The 23,822-nt window shown below is 39.8% G+C and carries 19 protein-coding genes and 1 pseudogene; 15 read left to right on the top strand and 5 right to left on the bottom strand.

All coding sequences use genetic code 11. The features are described from left to right. Window positions 1–31: 31 nt before the first annotated feature. Window positions 32–874 carry a mechanosensitive ion channel family protein gene (locus ACGTNH_RS12110; protein WP_394587113.1) on the bottom strand — a complete coding sequence of 281 codons (843 nt, stop codon included), beginning with the start codon at window positions 872–874 and terminating at the stop codon, window positions 32–34. Window positions 875–1,174: 300 nt separating this feature from the next. Here ACGTNH_RS12110 and ACGTNH_RS12105 point away from each other — a divergent pair, with 300 nt between their 5' ends. From ACGTNH_RS12105 to ACGTNH_RS12070, 9 genes and pseudogenes are all read left to right on the top strand, one after another. After that, window positions 1,175–1,717, top strand: a complete 543-nt coding sequence (locus tag ACGTNH_RS12105) for a peroxiredoxin (RefSeq protein ID WP_188376232.1) — start codon at window positions 1,175–1,177, stop codon at window positions 1,715–1,717. A gap of 80 nt (window positions 1,718–1,797) precedes the next feature. Then, on the top strand, window positions 1,798–2,250 hold the full coding sequence (locus ACGTNH_RS12100) for a TlpA family protein disulfide reductase (protein WP_394587112.1): 453 nt from the start codon (window positions 1,798–1,800) through the stop codon (window positions 2,248–2,250). Window positions 2,251–2,660: 410 nt separating this feature from the next. Further along, a pseudogene (locus ACGTNH_RS21145) lies at window positions 2,661–3,515 on the top strand (ABC transporter ATP-binding protein); the annotation flags it as partial. Between the two features lie 12 nt (window positions 3,516–3,527). Then, on the top strand, window positions 3,528–4,415 hold the full coding sequence (locus tag ACGTNH_RS21140; protein WP_444875033.1) for an ABC transporter ATP-binding protein: 888 nt from the start codon (window positions 3,528–3,530) through the stop codon (window positions 4,413–4,415). A 21-nt stretch (window positions 4,416–4,436) separates the two neighbouring features. Beyond that, window positions 4,437–6,269: an ABC transporter ATP-binding protein gene (locus tag ACGTNH_RS12090; RefSeq protein ID WP_394587110.1), complete on the top strand. Its 1,833-nt coding sequence runs from the start codon at window positions 4,437–4,439 to the stop codon at window positions 6,267–6,269. 807 nt (window positions 6,270–7,076) lie between these two features. Further along, window positions 7,077–8,432, top strand: coding sequence for a cytochrome ubiquinol oxidase subunit I (locus tag ACGTNH_RS12085; protein ID WP_394587108.1), 1,356 nt, complete (start codon window positions 7,077–7,079; stop codon window positions 8,430–8,432). Beyond that, window positions 8,432–9,445 (top strand): cytochrome d ubiquinol oxidase subunit II, encoded by a 1,014-nt coding sequence (locus tag ACGTNH_RS12080; RefSeq protein ID WP_394587106.1) that lies wholly within the window; start codon window positions 8,432–8,434, stop codon window positions 9,443–9,445. The genes ACGTNH_RS12085 and ACGTNH_RS12080 overlap by 1 nt, the downstream gene beginning before the upstream one ends. Before the next feature lie 100 nt (window positions 9,446–9,545). Continuing rightward, on the top strand, window positions 9,546–10,211 hold the full coding sequence (locus ACGTNH_RS12075; RefSeq protein ID WP_394587104.1) for a potassium channel family protein: 666 nt from the start codon (window positions 9,546–9,548) through the stop codon (window positions 10,209–10,211). Window positions 10,212–10,500: 289 nt separating this feature from the next. Then, a complete protein-coding gene (locus ACGTNH_RS12070; protein ID WP_394587103.1) occupies window positions 10,501–12,222 on the top strand; it encodes a pyruvate oxidase in 1,722 nt (573 codons plus the stop codon). A gap of 538 nt (window positions 12,223–12,760) precedes the next feature. Here ACGTNH_RS12070 and rnjA read toward each other — a convergent pair. Together rnjA and ACGTNH_RS12060 are read right to left on the bottom strand one after the other, a co-directional pair. Then, window positions 12,761–14,428 (bottom strand): ribonuclease J1, encoded by a 1,668-nt coding sequence (gene rnjA / locus ACGTNH_RS12065; protein ID WP_394587102.1) that lies wholly within the window; start codon window positions 14,426–14,428, stop codon window positions 12,761–12,763. 3 nt (window positions 14,429–14,431) lie between these two features. Next, window positions 14,432–14,641 (bottom strand): DNA-dependent RNA polymerase subunit epsilon, encoded by a 210-nt coding sequence (locus ACGTNH_RS12060; protein WP_394587101.1) that lies wholly within the window; start codon window positions 14,639–14,641, stop codon window positions 14,432–14,434. Between the two features lie 412 nt (window positions 14,642–15,053). On the opposite strand from ACGTNH_RS12060, the gene ACGTNH_RS12055 reads away from it, so the two are divergent. Beyond that, window positions 15,054–15,827 carry a Cof-type HAD-IIB family hydrolase gene (locus tag ACGTNH_RS12055; RefSeq protein WP_394587100.1) on the top strand — a complete coding sequence of 258 codons (774 nt, stop codon included), beginning with the start codon at window positions 15,054–15,056 and terminating at the stop codon, window positions 15,825–15,827. Between the two features lie 255 nt (window positions 15,828–16,082). On the opposite strand, the gene def is transcribed toward ACGTNH_RS12055, so the two are convergent. Continuing rightward, on the bottom strand, window positions 16,083–16,637 hold the full coding sequence (gene def, locus ACGTNH_RS12050) for a peptide deformylase (protein ID WP_394587099.1): 555 nt from the start codon (window positions 16,635–16,637) through the stop codon (window positions 16,083–16,085). 182 nt (window positions 16,638–16,819) lie between these two features. Here def and ACGTNH_RS12045 point away from each other — a divergent pair, with 182 nt between their 5' ends. From ACGTNH_RS12045 to lpdA, 5 genes are all read left to right on the top strand, one after another. Continuing rightward, window positions 16,820–17,482 carry a YkyA family protein gene (locus ACGTNH_RS12045; protein ID WP_394587098.1) on the top strand — a complete coding sequence of 221 codons (663 nt, stop codon included), beginning with the start codon at window positions 16,820–16,822 and terminating at the stop codon, window positions 17,480–17,482. Between the two features lie 404 nt (window positions 17,483–17,886). Further along, on the top strand, window positions 17,887–18,969 hold the full coding sequence (gene pdhA, locus ACGTNH_RS12040) for a pyruvate dehydrogenase (acetyl-transferring) E1 component subunit alpha (protein WP_394587097.1): 1,083 nt from the start codon (window positions 17,887–17,889) through the stop codon (window positions 18,967–18,969). A 3-nt stretch (window positions 18,970–18,972) separates the two neighbouring features. After that, window positions 18,973–19,950, top strand: a complete 978-nt coding sequence (locus ACGTNH_RS12035) for an alpha-ketoacid dehydrogenase subunit beta (RefSeq protein WP_394587096.1) — start codon at window positions 18,973–18,975, stop codon at window positions 19,948–19,950. A 25-nt stretch (window positions 19,951–19,975) separates the two neighbouring features. Further along, window positions 19,976–21,292 carry a dihydrolipoamide acetyltransferase family protein gene (locus tag ACGTNH_RS12030; RefSeq protein WP_394587094.1) on the top strand — a complete coding sequence of 439 codons (1,317 nt, stop codon included), beginning with the start codon at window positions 19,976–19,978 and terminating at the stop codon, window positions 21,290–21,292. A gap of 3 nt (window positions 21,293–21,295) precedes the next feature. Then, a complete protein-coding gene (gene lpdA / locus ACGTNH_RS12025) occupies window positions 21,296–22,705 on the top strand; it encodes a dihydrolipoyl dehydrogenase (protein WP_394587093.1) in 1,410 nt (469 codons plus the stop codon). Between the two features lie 333 nt (window positions 22,706–23,038). Here lpdA and ACGTNH_RS12020 read toward each other — a convergent pair whose 3' ends face one another. Further along, window positions 23,039–23,440 carry a hypothetical protein gene (locus ACGTNH_RS12020; protein ID WP_394587092.1) on the bottom strand — a complete coding sequence of 134 codons (402 nt, stop codon included), beginning with the start codon at window positions 23,438–23,440 and terminating at the stop codon, window positions 23,039–23,041. Window positions 23,441–23,822: the final 382 nt, after the last annotated feature.

Below are 23,822 nucleotides of genomic sequence, written 5' to 3'. Positions count from 1 at the left end.
AGCCCGGTTTACTTACCCCAGGCTGGCTTTTTTAACTTTCTTTCTTTTCTATATAGACTTGATGAGGGAACGGGATTTCAATTCCTGCTTTATCTAATGCTTCTTTCATTGCTTTTCTCAAGTCACGTTCAACGCCCCATTGTTCCATGTTTTCTGTCTTGCCAAGAATACGAAGAACGACATCCGAATCGCCTAAACTTTGCACACCTAAAACATCAGGCCCTTCTTTAAAGCGGGGATCGTCCGCAAAATCGTCGGCTACTTTTGTTAGAACTTCTAATGCTTGATCAATGTTTTCATCATAAGAAATGCCGATATCCACTAGGGCACGCATATTACCGCGAGAATGGTTGCTGACACCTTCAATGTTTCGATTAGGTATAAAGTTAAGCGTGCCATCGAAACTTCTGAGTTTTGTTGTACGAATGCCTACTTCTTCAACAATTCCATCGTATCCTCCAGCCGTCACATAATCGTCTACTTCAATTTGACGTTCTAGAAGAATAAAGAACCCGGTCACAATATCAGAAACTAAACCCTGGGCTCCAAAACCGATCGCCAGACCAATAATTCCGGCTCCTGCCAGTAAGGGACCAATTTCTATATTAACTGCACTTAACAGCATAACGATTAATAGAAAAATAAGAATATAAGAAAACATATTTACAGACAATTTTTCCAGCGTTTTTGTACGGCTCTCTGCAATTTTCCGCTGTTTCCCCATGCGTTGGATAGCGATGCCAATCGCTTTTTTTCCCACTGGACCTAGTATCGCAAATGCTATGAGAATAACCAGGATCTTTAATCCTCCCGTAATTAACCATTCCACAAGTACGGTAGTGTTAAAATCAAATCCTTCCTCAAATAAATTCATAATCAGACTCCTTTCTAACAAAATAACGCTTATTATCGTATTTGATGTATGAAGTTATTTTCAATTTTTTGTGGTTTAATGTCAAGCATTGTCATTACAGAAGGCAAAATATTTTACATAATACAGTGGATGATGTTTAATGAAATACAGTGTTGCCTATATTAATAAAGATAGAACCAAAGGCTAGATTAAATTAATTTTTATTAAACATTGACTACAATCTATTCTCTCGTTATACTAAAACTTGTGATTGTAGATTAATGTTAAATCATGCTTAAAAACATATGGAGGGATTCTTTTATGGCAGAACGTATGGTAGCAAAACAAGCACCACGCTTTGAAATGGATGCAGTACTTCCAAACAAAGAGTTTGGAAAAGTATCATTAGAAGAAAACATGAAAAACGATAAATGGACAGTACTATTCTTTTACCCAATGGATTTCACTTTCGTATGTCCAACTGAAATCACTTCACTATCCGACCGCTTCGATGAATTCGAAGACCTGGATGCTGAAGTAATTGGAGTTTCCACTGATACAATTCACACACACTTAGCTTGGATTAATACTAACCGCGAGGATAATGGTCTTGGTGACCTTGAGTATTCACTTGCAGCTGACACGAACCACCAAGTAGCTAAAGACTACGGCGTGCTAGTTGAAGATGAAGGTGTCGCACTACGCGGACTATTCATCATCAGCCCTGAAGGTGAGCTTCAGTATCAAGTGGTGAACCACAACAATATCGGCCGTGACGTAGACGAAACACTTCGTGTACTTCAAGCGCTTCAAACTGGCGGACTTTGCCCGGCAAACTGGAAGCCAGGTCAAGAAACACTTTAATTGATATCTAAAATTGGTCTAACCACAGAGTTAGACCTTTTTTTCCATACGTACTTTAAGAGTTAAAGGAGGATGTCAGGATGAAGCTTAGAACACCAATGCCAGAATTGCCTGAAGCAACAAAATGGTACAACAGCGAACCTATCTCAAAAGAAGATCTAGTAGGCGGCAAACCAACCCTCATTCATTTTTGGTCGGTAAGCTGCGGGCTTTGTAAAGAAGCTATGCCGAACGTAAATGAGTTTCGCGATGAGTATAGTGAAGACTTAAATGTAATCGCTGTTCACATGCCTCGTTCAGAGAAAGATCTTGATTTAGAGCAAATTAAAGAAGTAGCTGATGAACATGGAATCACTCAGCCTATCTATGTAGATAATGAACACAAACTTACAGATGCATTTGAAAATCAATACGTCCCTGCTTATTACGTATTTGATGAAGAAGGTAATCTTCGCCATTTCCAAGCCGGTGGTGGCGGTATGAAGATGCTCCGTAAACGTGTTAACCGTGTACTGGGTGTTAACCAAAAATAGTAAAAAAAGCTTGCAGGAGAACTTATTGTGTCCTGCAAGCTTTTTTTACTATTTAATCAACATTTTTACTAATTAGCTGTAAATTCCGTTCCTTTGACCAGAATGGAAGCTTGAAACCTCGTAGAGTAAATGCCCTTTTGCGAGCGCTGTTTTCCTAAGTACACAGCTTGAGTAAATGATTTTGCCGGTGATCTGTTCCTAAAACCCCAGTGGTATTACCCTGTTTAAAGTTTTTCTCAAACTGACACCCTCATAATTGAGGCTATGTTCTTATATGATAGTGTTAGCTTGTTTTTTGTGGTATTTGTTTATTTTTTCCTGAATTTTAAAAAAGTTAGTCAAATGGGTGGAAATTTATTTCGATACTCGATATATTAGTTAATACGTTAACGAAAAAGGAGGGTAACCACTTGGATATTTTTAAAAAATTGAAACCGTTTTATTGGCCTTATCGATCTTTCTTCTTCTGGTCGGTTTTCTCGCTGTTATTTGTTACAGGGATTACCGTTGTCTATCCGATGGTACTTCAAATAACCATTGATGATGTCGTCATGGAAGAACGATACAACCTTATTCCTTATATATGTATCGTTTTTGTCATCCTCATGGTGTTTAAAGGAGTCGCTACATATTTTCATCAATACTTAGGAGAATATTTCGGTATTAAATCTGTCTATGTATTGCGTGATGAGTTGTATAAAAAGCTGCAGCGTCTTCCATTTAAATACTACGACAATGCCAAAACAGGAGATATTATGTCTCGGTTAACAGCGGATGTAGAAGGCTTTCGTTTTTTCCTGGCCATGGGTTTTTCTGAGCTTATCCGTATCACATTATTAATTGTCATAAGTTTGAGCGTAATGTTTTATTACTCTATTCCTCTCGCTCTTGTAACGATGGCTTCTATGCCTTTCTTAGGATTCGTAGTCTATCAATTTGACCGGCGAGTCCATCCTGCCTTTCGAAAAATTAGAAAATCATTTGGACAATTAAATACACGAGTGCAGGAAAATATTAGCGGGATGAACACAGTAAAATCATTATCGAGAGAAGATTTTGAAGTTGGGCGCTTTCTTGATCGAAGTGAACATTATCGTTCGAACTATATAACGACTTCGAATATTTGGGCACGTTACTTCCCGCTCATGGAATTCATTGGTAATGTTTGTGTGGTTGCTCTTCTTGCCTACGGTGGGTACCTCGTCGTCAATGGGTCTTTACAGTTAGGTGAATTAGTCGCCTTTTTCAGCCTCGTCTGGTATATACTTGGTCCGCTTATGAATTTAGGCTTTGTCATTAACCTTTTTTCTCAATCTAAAGCTTCAGGAGAAAGACTGCTTGAAATTTTAGAAGCTAATGAAGATATTCAGGAAAAAGAAAATGCCATCGTTCAAGATCGTCTTCGTGGCCATGTGACTTTTGATAAAGTGACACTTACTTACACTGAAGATGATGATTCGGCATTAAAAGATATTAGTTTTGATGCTCCTCCTGGCACTACGATCGGGTTAATTGGTGCTACCGGCTCAGGAAAAACGAGTATTACGCAATTGATTACTCGATTCTACGAACCTGAAAAAGGAAGAGTACTGGTTGATGGTCATCCTGTAGCGGATTATGGCCTAAAAACGCTGCGGAAAAATATCGGTTTTGTGCTGCAGGAATCTTTTTTATTTTCCACTACGATTAAGGAAAATATTGCTTATGGCAATCCTGATGCTACGCTTGACGACGTCAAAGCTGCAGCGAAGCGAGCTCAGGCCCATGATTTTATTATGGATATGCCAGAAGGTTACGATACACTTCTAGGTGAACGAGGAATGGGATTATCTGGTGGGCAGAAGCAGCGTATTGCAATTGCGAGAGCGATCCTAATTGATCCTGCTATTTTAGTGTTAGACGATGCCACATCTGCAGTGGACATGGAAACTGAATTTCAAATCCAGAAAGCTTTAAAAGAAGTCATGAAGGGACGTACCACATTTATAATTGCTCACCGCATCTCTTCCTTAAAGCACGCAGATGAAATTATAGTATTAGAAGAAGGGTCGATTGTGGAGCGAGGTTCACATGATGAGCTGCTTCAAAATGGAGGTCCTTATCAGCGCATTTATGAAATACAATACCAGGATAAAGAAAAAATATTAGACTCATCCAATATCTAGTAAACAAAGGGGGGGAGAGAAATGGCTAGAAAACCAAAGCATGTTCCAGAAACGAATAAACACTTAAACCGGTTCAAATATACCCAGGATTTAGCAATTGAGAAGCCTTTTAACTGGTCGCAGCTCATGCGCCTGCTGAGATACGTTAAACCATATTGGAAAACATTACTGCCGATCTCCATCATTGCTATGCTAGTAGCGACAATTGTACGATTAGTCGTGCCTATTCTTATAGGTAAAGTCGCCATTGATATTGCTATTGCTGAAGGGAATACCAATTTACTTATTCAATTAGTAGTTGGTGTGGCTGTTATGTACTTATTAAGCTATGTATCAAACATGCTCAGGATTAAATACGTCAATATCCTAGGTCAGAACGTCATTTATGATTTACGTCAGCATCTATTTTCGCACGTCCAAAGGTTGTCACATAAATTCTTTGATACGCGATCGGCAGGCTCAATTCTTGTACGTATCATGAATGATATTAACTCCTTACAAGAACTTTTTACGAATGGGATTATTAACTTGTTAATGGATGTCGTTATGCTGACAGGAATTATCGTCATCTTATTCGCGTTAAGTCCGAAGCTTGCGATTGCGATCCTAGTGATCATGCCAATTATGTTCTACATCTCTACTAAACTGCGGCGAAATATAAGACGGTCGTGGCAGCAAGTTCGTATTCAGCAGTCTCGACTCAATTCCCACCTGAACGAAAGCCTTCAAGGGGTGAGAATTACGCAGTCTTTTTCACAGGAAAGAGAAAACTCGGAGTACTTCGATGGTGTAAACTCAGATAATTTTGAGTCGTGGAATGTAGCCACTCGTAAAAGTGCGATGTTTCGTCCTTTTGTTGAAATGAGTAATGCAGTTGGAACGGTGATCTTAGTCGCGTATGGCGCTTACCTCATTTTACAAGAGGGAATGCCAGTGGGAACATTTGTATCCTTTGCTTTCTTCCTCGGTATGTTTTGGGAGCCGATTTCAAGACTTGGGCAAATGTATAATCAGCTGTTAATGGCGATGGCTGCTTCAGAGAGAATTTTTGAATTTCTTGATGAAGAGCCTAATGTTGAGGAACGTGCCGATGCTGTACCGTTAACAGACATGAAGGGTCGTATTGAGTTTGATCACGTACAGTTTGCGTACGATGAAAAGAGAGTGGCGCTGCATGATATTAATTTAGACATGAAGCCTGGCGAAACCGTTGCTTTAGTAGGGCATACAGGCTCAGGTAAATCGACCATCGCTAACTTAATAAGCCGTTTCTATGATCCGACCAAAGGTGCTGTTAAAATTGACGGAATCGACTTGAAAGATGCGACAATCGATAGTGTAAGGCAGCAAATTAGTGTGGTCTTGCAAGATACATTTATTTTCTCTGGTACGATCATAGAGAATATTCGTTTTGGGCGGCCTGCAGCGAGCGACGAAGAAGTCATGGAAGCAGCAAAGGTTGTAGGTGCAGATGAGTTCATACAACGTTTAAACAATGGGTATGAAACAGAAGTAGAAGAACGAGGCAGCATTCTTTCAGCTGGAGAACGCCAATTGTTATCCTTTGCTCGAGCACTGCTTGCTAATCCTCGTATTCTAATATTGGATGAAGCCACAGCTAGTATTGATACGGAAACGGAAATGAAGATACAAGAAGCTCTTCGTCGTCTATTAAAAGGACGGACGGCCATTATCATTGCTCACCGATTGTCAACCATTCGTGAAGCAGATACGATTTACGTCCTTGAAAATGGCCGCATATTAGAGAGCGGTTCTCACGATGAGTTGATGGAACAAAAAGGAGAATATTTCGAATTAGTTAAAGCACAATTTCAAATGCTCGATGCAATCTAATAGAATGCCCTCGTAATTTAGTTACGAGGGCATTCGCGTTTCTGGAGAAACCATTGTTTTTCCGCAAGCTTTTTTTGCCGCCTAGAGAAAGGCCCCTTGAGGCTGCTGAAAAAGTCCTGCCTAATTTAAAGAGCGTCAAGAATCGCTTGTCGCTGGATACTAGCCGCAGGCACGGCTTCAGCTAACTTGGTTAAATTCCACACAGGAGTTTTTTATCTTTCATCGACCTTTAGTTTTTCAGTGTCATCCCCCTTCCCTTTCCGCGGACGAGCACCGAGCTTCCTCGGAAACCCACGCTCGGCGATCTCGGCTCACTCGTTCTTCCGCAGGAGTGGGAGGGGCACTGCTCCTTAGATTTTCTTTTACTACAGAAAAAGACTCACCTTCACCTTCCTCATCTTGAATAGTTAATGGCCAATTCTCTTCATGTTCCGGCAGGCAGCTGGAATCAGCACTTGTACGAAAACATTTTCCTATCTAAATCGGCATATCCCGTTCTTTAGTGTACTAGTAGATAAAATTTAAGTGAAAATGCCAAAAATTAATGCTGTCTAGAACTTTCTTGACAGCCTGGAATACCCTCATAATTTAGTTGCTAGGGCATTATTTTGTCTGTTTGGTGGTATGGTTCATTAAGAGAAAAAACAAATAACTGGACAGGACCTCGAAGTTTCTTGTACATTGTATGTAAATCGACTTTGTGAAGTTTGTCACAAAATAGTCATTACTTATTCTTCTGCAGGGCAGCATGCCGTTTTATAATAGACGAAGACAAATTTACTTGATTAAGTTCAAGGGGGTACTTTTATGTTTTTTGAAGATAGCGTGACGATGAGCCGCTTACTTACATCGCTGACTTTAATCTTTCACGTGATTTTTGCGACTGTAGGTGTAGGCATACCTATCATGATCTCCATCGCAGAATTTCTTGGAATAAAAAGAAAAGATCAACACTTACAGCTTCTGGCCAGACGATGGACAAGAGGGATGACGGTTACGATTGCGGTAGGGGTGGTAACAGGAACGGCAATTGGCTTACAGCTCTCGCTATTATGGCCGAATTTTATGCAGATCGCGGGTAACGTCATTAGTCTTCCTTTATTTATGGAAGTCTTTGCTTTTTTCTTTGAAGCGATCTTTCTAGGAATCTATTTATATACATGGGACCGGTTTAAGAATCCGATGTATCATTGGCTTTTATCTATACCTGTCATTGTAGGGTCAACGCTATCTGCTTTCTTTATTACAACGGTTAATTCATTTATGAACACACCACAAGGTTTTGAATTAGAGGGCAATACAGTGACAGACATTAATCCGCTGGCTGCTATGTTTAACCCGGCAACACCTACTAAGGTTTTTCACGTAGTTGCTTCTTCTTATTTAACTTCTGCAGCAATATTAGCAACAATAGCTGCCGTTATGCTGATAAAGAAGAAAGGATCCACATATCACAAAAAAGCTTTAAAACTTACAGTAACGGCAACATTTATCTTTGCTATATTCACTGCTGTAGCTGGTGATTTGTCAGCTAAATTTCTAGCAGAACATCAGCCTGAGAAATTAGCAGCAGGGGAGTGGCACTTTGAAACGGAAAGTGGAGCAGACCTCGTATTATTTGGAACGCTGAACGAAGAGGGGGAAACAGAAAATGCCATTCGCATCCCGAAGGCGTTAAGCTTTTTAGCCTATGGTGATTTTAATTCAGAAGTAGAGGGCTTGAATGAAACGCCTGAAGAAGAACAGCCGCCTCTATGGATCCATTATATGTTTGATTTAATGGTTTCTATTGGGATGTTTACATTAGGTGTATCTGCCTTATTCCTTCTGTTCTGGAAAGTGAGGAAGTGGAATGAAGAAAATAATATACTGCTCTGGTTGATTGCAGCTTGCGGCCCCTTATCCATGCTGGCTATTGAATTTGGCTGGATTTATGCAGAAGAAGGCCGCCAGCCATGGATTTTAAGAGGGATTATGACGGTAGCTGAAGGGGCAACCACTTCTGATCACGTCGGTTTAATGTTTATATTATTTACTGGTCTTTATACCGTGTTAGGTGTTGGATGCGTTGTTGTTCTGCGAAAAATGTTCAAAGACCACCCGGCAGAAGCTGAATTTGAAGATCGATATCCTGAAGTTGCAGCTACGAAGGAGGAGGAATAATGGGGTATGAGTATATAGGAATTACGGTGCTCTGGATCTTCTTATACGGGTATTTAATCGTAGCTTCCGTAGATTTCGGAGCAGGATTCTTTGCTTACTATGCGAAGTTAACTAAAAAGGATCATATTATGAACAAGCTGATTGCCAGGTATCTATCGCCAGTGTGGGAAGTTACCAACGTATTCTTTGTGTTTTTCTTCGTCGGAATTGTTGGTTTCTTTCCAGATACCGCCTTCTATTACGGTCAAGCTTTACTCATTCCAGGCAGTATAGCAATCATCCTGCTGGCCATTCGCGGTTCTTTCTATGCATTTGAAAACTATGGCTCCAAAGACAACCATTTGTATATGTTTTTATATGGTGCTACCGGACTGCTTATTCCCGCTTCACTTTCTACGGCTCTAACACTTTCCGAAGGCGGGTTCATCGAGGAAACAACAAATGGTGTACGGCTTCTGTATGGAGAGTTGTTGTCTAGTCCTTATTCCTGGAGCGTAGTTTTCCTGGCAATTGTTTCGGTCCTTTACATTAGCGCTATGTTTTTAACTTATTATGCTTCGAGGGCTAACGACCGGCCGGCTTTAGAGCTTGTTAGAAAATATGCTCTTTTCTGGAGCTCTCCAACTATCATTGCCAGTTTAACGACGTTTATCGCATTAAGTCAGCATAACCCTGAGCATTATCAAAAAGCGATTGACTTATGGTGGATGTTTGGAATCTCAGTAGCTTTCTTCATGACAGCAGTACTCCTCGTATACAATGGAAGATTTTATGGCTGGGCTTTTATAGCTGTCATGTTTCAGTTCTTTTTTGCCTTTTTCGGCTATGGTGCCTCACACCTGCCGTATATTCTTCAGCCGTATATTACAATTACAAGTGGAGCCACTCATGAAACGATGGGAATTACGCTCGTCATTGTCTTTATAGCAGGCCTATGCTTGCTGGTCCCATCTCTATATCTGCTTATGCGTTTATTTCTTTTCGATGCAGACTACGTAAGAGGGAATAAGTAGAGGAGGCGTCAGGCCTCCTTTATTTTATGGGAAATTTTTCACACCTGAAAATTATGATAGAATAACGGTAGATGATAATTGAATTTTGGAGGCTAGACGAATGAAAAAAGAATTTGCTGTAATAGGGCTCGGCCGTTTCGGCGGTAGTATTTGCCGTGAATTAAGCCGAGAAGGAATGGAAGTTTTAGCTCTTGATTTAGATGAAGATAAAGTAAATGAATATAGGGACATAGCTGCCCATGCTGTTATTGCTGACTCCACCGATGAAAATGTGTTAAAAGAGTTAGGCATACGTAATATTGATCACGTTATTGTAGCTATTGGCGATAATATTCAGGCGAGTATGTTAACAACACTGATGTTGAAAGAATTAGGAATAAAAACGATAACAGTGAAAGCCCAAAATGATTACCATGAAAAAATCTTAAGTAAAATCGGAGCAGATCACGTCGTTCACCCGGAAAGAGATATGGGGAAACGGATTGCACATAATATTATTTCCAATAATATATTAGATTACATCGAACTTTCTGATGATCATAGTGTAGTTGAGGTAAAAGCAGGCAGTAAAATGAGCGGCAAAACCTTAGTTGATCTTGATATCCGTGCGGAGTATGGTTGTAATGTTGTAGCGATAAAGAGAAAGAAAGAAGTTATTGTATCCCCAATGGCTACTGAAGAGATTCACGAGAGCGATATTTTAATCGTAATTGGTGCTGATAATGACATAAGCCGTTTTGAGAAAAATTTAGTTGTGGAAGATTAAAACAACTTTATAGAGCTTCTCAGCTTGTAGAGTAACCATAGTTTTTTTTATCTCGACTGGGCAGACATTTCTTGTATTTGGAAAAGTGAAATCAACTTTCCGGGGTACCCCTTATTCATTTCTACCATAGGAGTGTCGCCGTTTGCTACATTCCTTTTTCAACATTTAGAGAACCTTATAGAGGTTCTTTTTTATGTGTAAAAATATGGTTTCTTTCCGAAGGGTTTAATTTTAACGGGTAAGGGAAAATAAAGAGATAAAGTCTTTTCAGCGAAAGGAAGGATCTCTCTTGGCAGAACAAAGAACAGGACAAATTTTAATCGATCTATTAATAAATTGGGGTGTTCCTCACGTTTATGGATTACCCGGCGATTCTATAAATGAACTTATTGAAGATTTGAGAAAGAGAAAAGAAGACATTGATTTTATTCAAGTTAGACACGAAGAGACCGCTTCATTAGCTGCGGCAGCCCATGCTAAATTAACGGGTGAATTAGGAGTCTGCTTGTCGATAGCAGGACCTGGAGGTATTCATTTATTAAATGGATTATATGATGCAAAATCCGACAAAGCGCCAGTTTTAGCAATTGTAGGGCAAGTAAATAGTGAAGAAGTAGGGACAGGGGCCTTTCAAGAAATTAATTTAGAAAAAATGTTTGATGATGTAGCTGTTTTTAACAAACGTGTGCAGACAGAGAAGCAGCTTCCTGATCTAATGAATCAAGCGATCAGGGAAGCTTTTACTCATAAAGGGGTTTCTGTACTCGTCGTACCTGATGATTTATTTGGGAAGAAGCATTCCTATGATGTAAAGTTGACTTCTTCAAGTTATTACCGACCAGAAATAAGTCCTCAGGACAAGCATCTGGAAGAGGCTAAATCGCTAATAGAGAAGGCAGAAAAACCTCTCATTTTAGCAGGGCAGGGAGCTGCGAATGCTAGAACTGAATTAATATCATTTGCCGAAAAAATTAAATCACCGATTATTTTAAGTTTGTTAGGTAAGGGAGTTCTTCCTGATCATCATCCCTATTGTTTAGGCCAACATGGGCAGTTAGGGACGAAACCAGCGTATCATGCCATGAAAGAATGTGATTTACTTCTTTTAGTCGGCACGCAATTTCCGTACCGCGAATTCTTGCCTGATCATGTTACTGCGATTCAAATTGATAATAAACCAGATCACCTCGGCAAATATTACCCCATTACACTGGGCCTTGCTGGAGATGCTAAAGAGACATTGGAATCGTTAGCGTATTATGTAGAAGAGAATAACAATGCTGCCTTTTTGGAAAAATATCAAAGCAAAATGAAGAAGTGGAGTGTCGCTCTTCAAGAAGATAAGCGGTCATCAGAAGATCCATTACACGCGCCCCAGGTCATGTATCATTTAGAGGAAGTCATGAAGCCGCAAGCTGTCGTTTCTGCTGATGTGGGAAATGTTACGGTATGGGTATCGCGCTTTCTGCCTTTTGTTGATCAACGTTTTCTTATTTCAGGATGGCTAGCTACAATGGGCAGTGGACTGCCGGGAGCGATTGCTGCACAATTGGCTCATCCTGACCGTCAGGTAATTGGAATCAGCGGTGATGGTGGATTTTCTATGGTCATGCAGGATTTTGCAACAGCCGTCCAATATGAATTACCTATTAAGATGGTTGTTTTAAATAACAGTAAAATTGCTATGATTAAATATGAGCAAGAGCAAATGGGACATCTTAATTACAAAACGGATATGGGCGACGTGGACTTTGCAAAATTCGCTGAGGCATGCGGAGGAGAAGGATACCGAATTGAAACGCATGAAGAATTGTCAACTAAAATGAAGCAGGCCTTCCTATCAAATAAGCCAGCTATTATTGACGTAGTCATAGAAGATCAAGCGCCTCTGCCAGGTCACATTGATTACCAGTCTGCGGCCAATTTCTCGAAGTATATTATAAAAAACTTCTTTGAATCCGGAGACTTAGACTTGCCTGATATGAAAACGGCGGTTAAACGACTTCAATAAAAAAACAGGATCTTTCTGTGGGCACGGCCTCAGCTAACCTGGTCAACAAATTCACTTGACCAGGTGGATCTTCATTACGTGCCGTTCCCAGAGGAATACGCTAAAGGTCTGCGAATAGTACTCAACCCTTGCTATGCTTATGTTTCTAACTCTTTTTTGCAGGCTGTCGAAAAAAGTCTCGATAGGCTGATTTCTTTCATTTTTTCATTGCGCTCATTTGTTATCATTTTTTATGAATTGTGATGGGTATCGACCGTACAAATCAGATACCGCCCGGTGTACGGAATGTTCTCTCCTCGATCAGTGCAAATTAAAACCATCAGGAAAAGAGAAAGTGAAGGAACGGGAGCTGTTCACAGATACCCGCCAGAACATGAAAAAAGATTGTGCTGCATCAAGCAAAGGTGAGCTAGGTAATTTCTGTCTGAATGAAATTCCAATGGGCCTTCGTTCCTGGCAGTAAAAAAAAGCTTGCAGAAAACCGGAGTTTTCCACAAGCTGAAAAAAACAACCTCACCATTCAGGCGAGGTTGTTTTTTTATACTTCCATAATAATAGGAAGGATCATTGGGCGACGCTTCGTTTTCTCAAATAAGAATGGAGCGATCGTGTCCGTAATTTCGTTTTTAATTTCTGACCATTGCGTCGTTTTACGCTGCATCACTTTATCGACATGTGTACTTACAAGCTTCTGCGCTTCTTTAATTAGATCTTCAGACTCTCTCATATAAACGAATCCTCTAGAAATAATGTCAGGACCTGAAGCAATCTTAAATTCCTTCATATTGATACTGACTACAACGATAACTAATCCTTCTTCTGAAAGAATACGGCGGTCTCTTAGTACAATATTACCGATATCGCCAATCCCGCTTCCATCAACATAAACAGAACCAGACGGTATTTTGCCGGCAATCATAGCTTCGTCCTTACCTAAGGCAAGTACATCTCCATTGTCCATGACAAAGCAATTCTCAGGATCTAAACCACAATCTTCACTGAGATTCACATGCTCTTTAAGCATACGGTATTCACCGTGAATCGGCATAAAATACTTTGGCTGAATGAGACGAAGCATAAGTTTCATTTCTTCTTGACTGCCGTGACCAGATGTATGGATATCATTTAATGGTCCATGAATGACATCAGCTCCTGCACGATAAAGCTTATTAATCGTACGGCTGACACTTATCGTGTTACCAGGGATTGGGGAAGAGGAAAACACGACAGTGTCTTTCGGCTGTATTTGAATTTGACGGTGAGTACCGTTAGCAATTCGTGATAACGCAGCCATCGGTTCACCTTGAGAACCCGTACACAAAATTGTAACTTCATGAGCTGGGTATCGATTAATTTGATTAGACTCGATAAATGTTTCTTTTGGAGCTTGAATATATCCAAGTTCTTGACCGATCCGAACAGAGTTTTCCATGCTCCTGCCGAATACAGCAACTTTACGATTATACTTCACTGCTGATTCGATGACCTGCTGTAAACGATAAATATTTGAGGCAAATGTCGCAAATATTAATCTGCCGTCTACTCGAGTAAAGATATCTTCAATACTTTGGCTTACTACTTTTTCAGATTTCGTAAATCCAGGAACTTCACTATTCGTGCTATCAGACAATAGTGCAAGTACGCCTTCCTTACCAAGCTCAGCCATACGCGCAAGGTTAGCTGGTTCTCCAACAGGGGTGAAATCGAATTTGAAGTCTCCAGTATGAACAATATTACCTGGAGGCGTTTTAACTACGATTCCATAAGAATCAGGGATACTATGCGTCGTACGGAAGAAAGAAACCGATGTTTTGCGGAATTTAATAACATCGTCTTCCTGAATTGTGTGCATGGTTGTACTTCTCAGCAGACCGTGCTCGTCCAGTTTATTTCGAAGTAAACCTGCAGCTAGTTTACCTGCATATATAGGGATGTTAATTTCACGCAGCAGGTAAGGAATACCGCCGATGTGGTCTTCGTGACCGTGCGTGATGAATAACCCTTTAATTTTATCTTCGTTTTGAATGAGGTACGTGTAATCAGGGATTACATAGTCGATTCCTAATAACTCGTCTTCCGGAAATTTTATTCCAGCGTCAATGAGGATGATTTCGTCTTGGAATTGTACTGCGTAAGTGTTTTTACCGATCTCGCCAAGTCCGCCAAGCGCGAACACAGCGGTTTGATCATTTTTCACAAACTTCATTGGTTACACATTCTCCAATTGGAAATCTTCATTTTGCTTTTCGTATTCCAAGTGTTCCTCATTTAACACTTGGATATATTCAATATTTAACTTCTTTTCAAATAATTTTTCACGTACTTCTCTTTCTGAATTCGCTTCCACGTACATAGCCTGAGTACGTTCGCGAACAGGAACTTCTTTAGAAAGTTCCTGATACAAAACTTTGTATACCATTCCATTATCTCTCCTTACTAGATATAAATTCCACATTTGTTCTAAGTGTAATGATAGCACGATTCTTTTGTCATAGTCATAAAATTTAAGGTGAAATCGTCATATTCCGCTATATGACACGTAATTTAAGCATAGCTCTTACGTTCCATGATCTTTTTCCAACGTTTTCGAAGCTTTCTTCTTAGACGCTTCATCATGTGCATCCATCTCCTTTCACCGATGAAGAAAGACACTAAAAACGTTAAACCGCCCAATCCCTGTTATCTATAGTATAATACGGATTGTCTTAGAAAGAAACATTTTGACTTGATCAATTTGTTATATCTTTCGTAAAACTTCTCAAATATATCCACTCATGCTAAAGTATATCCAGCATATAATTAATGTTTCTGTAAATCTTGGAGGGTTAAAAATGACGAAGAAGATTGCTTTTTTTGATATTGACGGAACTTTGCTAAACCACGATAAAGAGCTGCCTGTCGAGACGATCCAGGCAGTCAAAGCATTGCAAAATAGTGGAGTATACTGTGCGATCGCGACCGGTCGTGCTCCTTTTATGTATGAACACATTAGAGAAACCCTTGGAATCGATTCCTATGTTAGTTTTAATGGTCAATTTGTTGTTTTTGAAGGGAAAACGATCTATAAGAACCCGCTTCCTCATTCGCATTTAGAAGAGCTTTACTATGATGCAGAATCAAAGGGGCACCCGATGGTATTTATGAATCATGAAGGGATGAGGGCTTCGCAGTCAAACAATCCTGAAATTGAAACGAGTCTAAATTCCTTGCACTTTCAATACCCACCTGTAGATGTAGAGTTTTATAAGAAAAAAGAGCTCTACCAGTCGCTCCTTTTTTGTGAAGGTAATGAAATTGATCATTATCGAGACTTTCATCAACAGTTTGATTATATCCGCTGGCACCCATATTCTTGTGATGTCCTGCCATCAGGCGGCTCAAAAGCGCAAGGCATTAATCAAATGATTAAAGCTGCAGGCGTTAAGTTAGAAGATACTTATGCCTTTGGAGATGGGTTAAATGATATAGAAATGATCCGGGACGTTGGAACAGGTGTGGCAATGGGGAATGCTGTAGATGCTACAAAGCAAGTGAGTGATTATGTAACAACTGATGTGGCAGAGGGCGGACTCGTAAAAGCATTATATGAATTAAAACTTCTTTAAAGAGCTGGGCGGATGGATAAAAAACCATCAAACCTGCATTAGAATCTGTGGGAAAGAGGCTGGGAATTAAGTAAAACAGTGATGTCAAAAAACGAACATTCGTATAAACGCAGATCATTAGCGAAGCATTTTGACGGAGTGATGATGTGAATTCTCTTTAAAATAATCCGAATGATTTCTACAAAATCATTCGGATTATTTTATGTTTTATTTAGTTTTGTCCCGTGCTTTTATAGAAAAAACAGTACTAAAAAATTATCGATCAACGGCGACTGCTCCTTCAGGTTCTTTAAATGGATTTTCAGCATCAATATGATCATAAAACATTACACCATTTAAATGATCAATTTCGTGTTGAAAAACAATCGCTGCGAAATCTTTCAGTCTTAATTTAACTTCATTACCTGTAAGGTCAGTCCCTTTTACTGTAATTCTTCGATACCTGGGGACGTACCCTGGTACTTCACGATCCACTGAAAGGCACCCTTCACCAGTTGATAAATAAGATTTCTCAACAGAATGGCTCACGATTCTTGGGTTGAATAAACCGTAGCTGTATAATTTATCTTTTAAATCATAAAAATGTACAGCGAGCATACGTTTATTTACATTAATCTGAGGTGCGGCGAGCCCAACCCCAGGTCTTAAACCATATCTTTCACATACCTGCTCATCTTGACTATTTTTTAAGTACTGAAGCATATCTTCTAATATGGTTTTATTTTCTTCGGAAGCAGGTAATTCTACATCTTCCGTAACTTTTCGTAAGGAAGGGTGACCTTCACGAACGATATCTTCCATCGTAATCATTTGCGACATCCTTTCTATAAACCCATTCCAAATTATTTTAACACAGAAAAAAAGTAATTTTGACTTCGATAAATATTATTCAAATAATACTTCCATTCCTTTCAATTTGTTCCTTTTTATTATAATATTGATGGTATGATTTAGAAAATACATAAGAATTTATAGGCATGAGGGGGAGGAAAGTGCGTTACTTAAAAGTTATGGCGCTGCTTGCGGCAGCGACTTTTTTAATGGTCGCTTGTTCAAGTCAGTCACCAGAAGAACAGATGTATGAGCACATGGAAGAGGCAGTCAGTTTAGAGGAGGATTTTAGAGAACAGCAAGAGCCGTTGCAAGAATTAGAACAAGAAGAAGAAGAAATTTACAACCAGATTATTGAAATGGATTCTGAAGATATGGAGCGTATTCAGGAATTATCTGCAGAAGCTGGCTCTATAGTAGAGGAAAGAAAAGAAAGAATTGATACAGAAAAAGAAAGTATTGATGAAGCAAAAGAAGAGTTTGATGAAGTTAAATCTTTATCAGAGGAACTTGAGTCTCAAGAGGCACAAGATAAAGCAAATGAATTGATTGATACAATGGATAATCGTTATGAGGCTTATCAAGAGCTTTATGAAGCTTATCAAGCGGCTCTCAGTCTGGATGGTGAACTTTATGAAATGATGCAGGAAGAAGATTTAACGAAAGAAGACCTGCAGTCTAAAGTAGATGAAATTAATGACAGCTACAATAAAGTGATAGAAGCAAATGAAGTTTTTAATCAATATACTACGGACTATAATGAGATGAAGAAAGAATTTTATGATGCCGCTGAACTCGATGTTAACTATGAGGAAGCAGAATAGGCAGAAAACCAGCTGACAAGAATCAGCTGGTTTTTTTATTTGCATCTCTATATAAAAAAACGTAAAATTAATACAGGCAACAAAATTGAGTGGTACAGTACTAAACTTATCGATGGGATCAATTAACACCTTAACCTTAAATACTGTAACAATTCTTTATGGTTATTTAAAAATAGACTTATTGACGGTTGAGAAAGATTGAGCTAAACTACAGTAGGAAAATACATTGTACCAATTATCAACTTACTAAAATTGTAACAGTTTAGCTTATAGACCAGCTAGGATTAATAAAGTTTGGTTAAGGGTAAATTCAATAAGAGGAAATCGGTACAGTTTTTTTACTTTTTTGGGAACGCTAAATGCAGCATCCAATTTTAAAAATAGAAAGGAAGAGGTGGATTACTTTGAAACGAGTTCTCGAGAACATCGAAAATCAGTTTGAAATGTTTCAAATCCTTAACGAAAAGGGCGAAGTTGTCAATGAAGACGCTATGCCTGATCTCTCTGATGAAGATCTAAAAGAAATTATGAAGCGTATGGTATATACACGAATCCTGGACCAACGTTCAATTGCACTAAACAGACAAGGACGTTTAGGGTTCTACGCTCCTACGGCAGGACAAGAAGCATCTCAGTTAGGAAGCCAGTATGCTTTAGATAAAGCAGACTTTATCCTTCCAGGATATCGTGATGTTCCACAGTTGATTTGGCAGGGACTTCCGCTATATCAAGCCTTCTTATTCTCCCGTGGTCACTTCAAAGGGAATCAGATGCCTGAAGGAGTTAACGCTGTGAGTCCTCAAATCATCATCGGTGCTCAAATTACACAGGCGGCCGGTGTTGGATTAGGCTTCAAAAAACGTAAAGAAGACGCAATTGCAATTACTTACACTGGAGATGGCGGTGCTTCACAAGGTGACTTCTACGAAGGCATTAACTTCGCTGGAGCTTTTGGTGCACAAGCTGTTTTTGTGGTGCAAAACAACCAATTTGCTATTTCCGTACCAGTTGATAAGCAGTCTGCTGCCCAGACTATTGCACAAAAAGCTGTAGCTGCTGGTATTGAAGGTATTCAGGTTGACGGCATGGACGTTCTTGCTGTTTATGCAGCTACAAAAGAAGCTCGTCAGCGTGCTGTAGACGGAGAGGGTCCTACGTTGATTGAAACGATGACTTACCGTTATGGTCCGCACACGATGGCTGGTGACGACCCTACACGTTACCGTACAGAAGATATGGACAGTGACTGGGAAGAGAAAGACCCGATTGTACGTTTCCGTAAATTCCTAGAAGCTAAAGATCTATGGTCTGAAGAAGAAGAAAATAAAGTCATCGAACAAGCGAAAGAAGAAGTTAAAGCAGCGATTAAAGAAGCAGATAATACTCCTAAACAAAAAGTTACAGATCTAATGGAAAATATGTACGAAGAGATGCCTTCAAACTTGCAGGAGCAATATGAAGAATACAAGGAAAAGGAGTCGAAGTAGATCATGGCACAAATGACAATGATTCAAGCCATCACTGATGCGATGCGCACAGAACTTAAAAATGATGAAAACGTGCTGGTTTTCGGTGAAGATGTTGGTCAAAACGGCGGCGTATTCCGTGCGACTGAAGGTCTTCAAGATGAATTTGGGGAAGAGCGCGTATTTGACACGCCTCTTGCTGAGTCAGGAATTGGCGGTATGTCAATTGGACTTGCTCTAACTGGATTTCGACCGGTTCCAGAAATTCAATTCTTTGGTTTCGTTTATGAAACAATGGATGCGATCAGCGGCCAAATGGCTCGTTATCGTTACCGTACTGGTAACACGCGTTCAATGCCGATTACCGTTCGCTCTCCTTTTGGAGGCGGTGTGCACACACCTGAACTCCACGCAGACAGTCTTGAAGGTTTAATGGCTCAGCAGCCTGGACTAAAAGTAGTTATTCCTTCTAACCCTTACGACGCTAAAGGACTTCTTATTCAGTCCATCCGCGACAACGACCCGGTTATTTTCTTAGAGCATATGAAACTTTACCGTTCATTCCGCGAAGAAGTTCCTGAAGAAGAGTATACGGTTGAACTTGGTAAAGCTGAAATTAAGCGTGAGGGAACAGACGTTACTTTAGTAGCTTACGGCGCAATGGTTCACTCCTGTTTAAAAGCAGCTGAAGAACTAGAAAAAGACGGCGTTAGTGCAGAAGTGATTGACTTGCGTACGGTAAGCCCTGTTGATTACGAGACGATCTTAGCTTCCGTTGAGAAGACTAATCGCGCGGTAGTCGTTCAAGAGGCTCAGAAACAAGCAGGAATTGCATCTAATGTTGTTTCTGAAATTCAAGAAAAAGCGATCCTTCACCTTGAAGCACCCGTTCTTAGAGTTTCTGCTCCTGATACGGTTTATGCATTTACACAAGCTGAAGAAGTTTGGCTTCCAAACCACAATGACATTGTGGAAAAAGTAAATAAAGTAGTGAACTTTTAATCTCTAATAATAGGAGGTAATACCTGTGGCGTTTGAATTTAAACTACCTGATATTGGTGAAGGTATCCATGAAGGTGAAATCGCAAAATGGTTTGTAAAGCCAGGTGACGAAGTAAAAGAAGACGATGTGCTTTGTGAAGTACAGAACGACAAAGCAGTTGTAGAAATTCCTTCTCAAGTCGATGGAACTGTTAAAGACATTCATGTAGATGAAGGTGAAACAACAACTGTAGGTACAGTCATTATTACCATCGATGATGGTTCTGAAGATTCAGCTGATGACTCTCAAGAGGAACCTAAAGAAGAACCTAAAGAAGAAAAAGAAGAAGCTCCTAAACAAGAAGAAAAACAAGAAACGAAAGATGAGCAGCCGGCAGCACAAGCTGAAGAAGACGATGCTGATGATGACAAACGTGTTATTGCGATGCCTTCAGTGCGTAAATATGCGCGTGATAATGACGTGGACATCCGTAAAGTTCAAGGTTCAGGCAAGAACAACCGTGTGTTAAAAGAAGACGTTGACAGTTTCCTAAGTGGAGAACAAACTTCTGCAACTAAAGAACAAGCAGCTGAAGATACGGCAGAAGAAACAGCTTCTACGGAATCTACTGAACAACAAGCACCTGCAGCAGGCGAAGCTTATCCTGAGACTCGTGAGAAAATGAGTGGAATCCGTAAGGCAATCGCTAAAGCGATGGTTAATTCCAAGCATACTGCTCCTCACGTTACTCTAATGGATGAAGTAGATGTTACTGAATTAGTGTCTCACCGTAAGAAATTTAAAGCTGTAGCAGCAGAACAGGATATTAAGTTAACTTATCTTCCGTATGTTGTAAAAGCACTAGTTTCTACACTTAAGAAATATCCAGTGCTAAATACTTCTCTAGATGATAATACGGATGAAATTATTCAGAAACACTATTATAATATTGGTATTGCAGCGGATACAGATAAGGGACTTCTTGTACCTGTAGTTAAAGATGCAGACCGTAAATCAATCTTCTCTATATCTAGTGAAGTAAATGAATTGGCTGTAAAAGCTAGAGATGGTAAGCTAGGATCAGACGAAATGAAAGGTGCTTCTACAACGATCACCAATATTGGTTCTGCTGGTGGACAGTGGTTTACACCTGTCATCAACCACCCTGAAGTAGCTATTCTTGGAATTGGTCGTATTGCAGAGAAACCAGTAGTCCGTGATGGTGAGATAGTTGTAGCTCCAGTACTTGCTATTTCCTTAAGCTTTGACCACCGTATGATCGACGGTGCGACAGCTCAACATGCAATGAATAACATCAAGCGTTTACTGAACGATCCACAACTTATTATGATGGAGGCGTAAAGTATGGTAGTAGGAGATTTTCCAATTGAGTTAGACACATTAGTAGTAGGAGCAGGTCCTGGCGGCTATGTAGCTGCCATCCGTGCTGCTCAAACAGGACAAAACGTTACGATTGTTGACAAGGGAAACCTTGGAGGCGTCTGCTTAAACGTCGGCTGTGTACCTTCGAAGGCACTTATTCAAGCAGGTCACCGCTTTGAACATGCCAAAGGTGCAGATGACATGGGTATCAAATCTGAAAATACGACCGTTGATTTCTCTAAAGTGCAGGAGTGGAAAAGCGGAGTAGTTGACAAGCTTACCGGCGGTGTTGAAGGTCTGTTAAAAGGAAATAAAGTAGACATTGTAAAAGGTGAGGTTTACTTTGTTGACAAGAATACAGTACGTGTTATGGATGATAAAAACTCTCAAACTTACACGTTTAACAACTGCATTATCGCTACAGGGTCTCGTCCTATCGAGATTCCATCTTTCAAATTTTCAGATCGTGTGATTGATTCTACTGGCGCATTAGCTTTAACAGAAGTACCGAAGAAAATGGTTGTCATTGGCGGAGGATACATTGGTACTGAATTAGGTACTGCCTATGCCAACTTCGACACAGAAGTGACGATTCTGGAAGGTACAAAAGACATTCTTGGTGGATTCGAAAAGCAAATGTCTTCTCTTGTTAAACGCCGTCTTAAGAAAAAGGGCGTTGACGTTGTTACAAACGCGATGGCTAAAGGTGTGGAAGAGAAGGAAGATGGCGTAACTGTAACTTATGAAGTAAAAGGCGAAGAGAAAACAGTTGATGCTGATTACGTGCTGGTTACAGTAGGTCGTCGTCCAAACACTGATGAAATCGGTCTTGAAGAACTAGGTGTTGAAATGAGCGATAAAGGTGTTATTCAAACCGATAAACAATGCCGTACAAGCATCGATAACATTTATGCAATTGGTGACATCGTAGATGGACCACCATTAGCTCACAAAGCTTCTTATGAAGGAAAAATCGCCGCTGAAGTTATTGCAGGCGAAAAATCAGAAATTGACTACCTTGGTATTCCAGCTGTAGTCTTCTCTGATCCAGAATTAGCTTCTGTAGGATATACGGAACAAGAAGCAAAAGACGCAGGCTACGAAGTTAACGCTTCTAAGTTCCCATTTGGAGCGAATGGACGTGCCTTGTCTCTTAACGATAGTGACGGTTTCTTAAAGCTAATCACTCGCAAAGATGATGGACTGGTAATTGGCGCACAAGTTGCAGGTCCAAACGCTAGTGATATGATTGCTGAGCTGGGATTAGCCATTGAAACGGGAATGACAGCAGAAGACTTAGCTCTTACCATTCATGCTCACCCTACTCTTGGGGAGATTACAATGGAAGCAGCTGAAGTTGCTATGGGTCAGCCTATTCACATCACTAAATAAAGCTTAATTAAACTCCTAAGCCAAATTGAATTGGCTTAGGAGTTTTTAGGCTGGTTCGTTTCTATTGGGAGAAAAAGAACAAATTACCGCATTTCTTAGGAGAAGACCGAAAATCTCCTTGCACTGCGGCCTATGGAATTGCTTCTGTCTTCTCTTCCTGCATTTTTTTACGGTACCATCGTAAGGGTGCTGCTGTCTATTGTACTCTCCTAACGGCACAGCTTAACGTAAGTAGACGAGTTTTCCGATGATCGGGAAACGGCGGCATTCCCTGAGGAGACACGATTAAGACTATAATTTCTCTAAGATGAAAAACTCCTAACCAGTTTTGGCTTAGGAGTTTTGATTATCAGTAAGGGCCACAGTGTTTTCTAATGTATCTATGATATCAGTAGGACTTGTATCTTCACCCGTAATGGTTTGGATTGCTTGACCTTCTTTATAGATAATAAGAGCGGGTAATTGATCAGATGTGAGGTCGATATCTTTTGTATTTGTTGTAGTCTCATTGAAAGCTAAAAAATCGTCATCTTCTTGACTTGTCTTCCAGTTTAATAAAGCTTCCATATATTCTTTGGCTTGTTTTTCATCATCTGGATGGGTATAGAGGTTAATTTCATATCCTGAGGGTTTAGCGCTTATTACTTTTATATCTTCATTACCTGCTTGACATCCTGATAGAAGGCTGACAAACAAGCTGAATATAAGTATGCCGCTCATTGCGAATCGTATCATCTCTTTTACCACTCCTTCTATAAAACAAAGTGTATCAAAGAACATGATAGAACGACGCTATGTTATCTAATTGTTATCATAATGCAAAAGCAGTGTTTTCTACTTAATTGATTTGTTATCGTAGTTTTATTTATGTAAAAAGAATACTATTTCATTAATAAACTTCTTTTAATGGGGGATTTTTAATTTTTTAATAAGAAGGAAATTATATTGGTAAAGTGAAATGCTTGATTGAAGGTAGGACGAGACGCACATATTCAAGGAAGCAGTAGGCATTTATCTGTCAGAAATTTAACCAATTGATCACGTTTTCATAAAATAAATGAGGCTGTACTGCGTGCTATAGAAAAAAGGAAAACGGCCTTAACTCTGAAATTAAGAG

The organism is Halobacillus sp. B23F22_1 (assembly GCF_043497005.1).
Lineage (GTDB): Bacteria > Bacillota > Bacilli > Bacillales > Halobacillaceae > Halobacillus_A.
This window is presented reverse-complemented; position numbering and strand designations above follow the sequence as displayed.

What these genes read in the sequence shown, in the direction of transcription:
- ACGTNH_RS12110 (WP_394587113.1), bottom strand. Translation starts at nt 874, where the DNA reads ATGAATTTATTTGAGGAAGGATTTGATTTTAACACTACCGTACTTGTG.
- ACGTNH_RS12105 (WP_188376232.1), top strand. Translation starts at nt 1,175, where the DNA reads ATGGCAGAACGTATGGTAGCAAAACAAGCACCACGCTTTGAAATGGAT.
- ACGTNH_RS12100 (WP_394587112.1), top strand. Translation starts at nt 1,798, where the DNA reads ATGAAGCTTAGAACACCAATGCCAGAATTGCCTGAAGCAACAAAATGG.
- ACGTNH_RS21140 (WP_444875033.1), top strand. Translation starts at nt 3,528, where the DNA reads ATGAATTTAGGCTTTGTCATTAACCTTTTTTCTCAATCTAAAGCTTCA.
- ACGTNH_RS12090 (WP_394587110.1), top strand. Translation starts at nt 4,437, where the DNA reads ATGGCTAGAAAACCAAAGCATGTTCCAGAAACGAATAAACACTTAAAC.
- ACGTNH_RS12085 (WP_394587108.1), top strand. Translation starts at nt 7,077, where the DNA reads ATGTTTTTTGAAGATAGCGTGACGATGAGCCGCTTACTTACATCGCTG.
- ACGTNH_RS12080 (WP_394587106.1), top strand. Translation starts at nt 8,432, where the DNA reads ATGGGGTATGAGTATATAGGAATTACGGTGCTCTGGATCTTCTTATAC.
- ACGTNH_RS12075 (WP_394587104.1), top strand. Translation starts at nt 9,546, where the DNA reads ATGAAAAAAGAATTTGCTGTAATAGGGCTCGGCCGTTTCGGCGGTAGT.
- rnjA (WP_394587102.1), bottom strand. Translation starts at nt 14,428, where the DNA reads ATGAAGTTTGTGAAAAATGATCAAACCGCTGTGTTCGCGCTTGGCGGA.
- ACGTNH_RS12060 (WP_394587101.1), bottom strand. Translation starts at nt 14,641, where the DNA reads ATGGTATACAAAGTTTTGTATCAGGAACTTTCTAAAGAAGTTCCTGTT.
- ACGTNH_RS12055 (WP_394587100.1), top strand. Translation starts at nt 15,054, where the DNA reads ATGACGAAGAAGATTGCTTTTTTTGATATTGACGGAACTTTGCTAAAC.
- def (WP_394587099.1), bottom strand. Translation starts at nt 16,637, where the DNA reads ATGATTACGATGGAAGATATCGTTCGTGAAGGTCACCCTTCCTTACGA.
- ACGTNH_RS12035 (WP_394587096.1), top strand. Translation starts at nt 18,973, where the DNA reads ATGGCACAAATGACAATGATTCAAGCCATCACTGATGCGATGCGCACA.
- lpdA (WP_394587093.1), top strand. Translation starts at nt 21,296, where the DNA reads ATGGTAGTAGGAGATTTTCCAATTGAGTTAGACACATTAGTAGTAGGA.
- ACGTNH_RS12020 (WP_394587092.1), bottom strand. Translation starts at nt 23,440, where the DNA reads ATGATACGATTCGCAATGAGCGGCATACTTATATTCAGCTTGTTTGTC.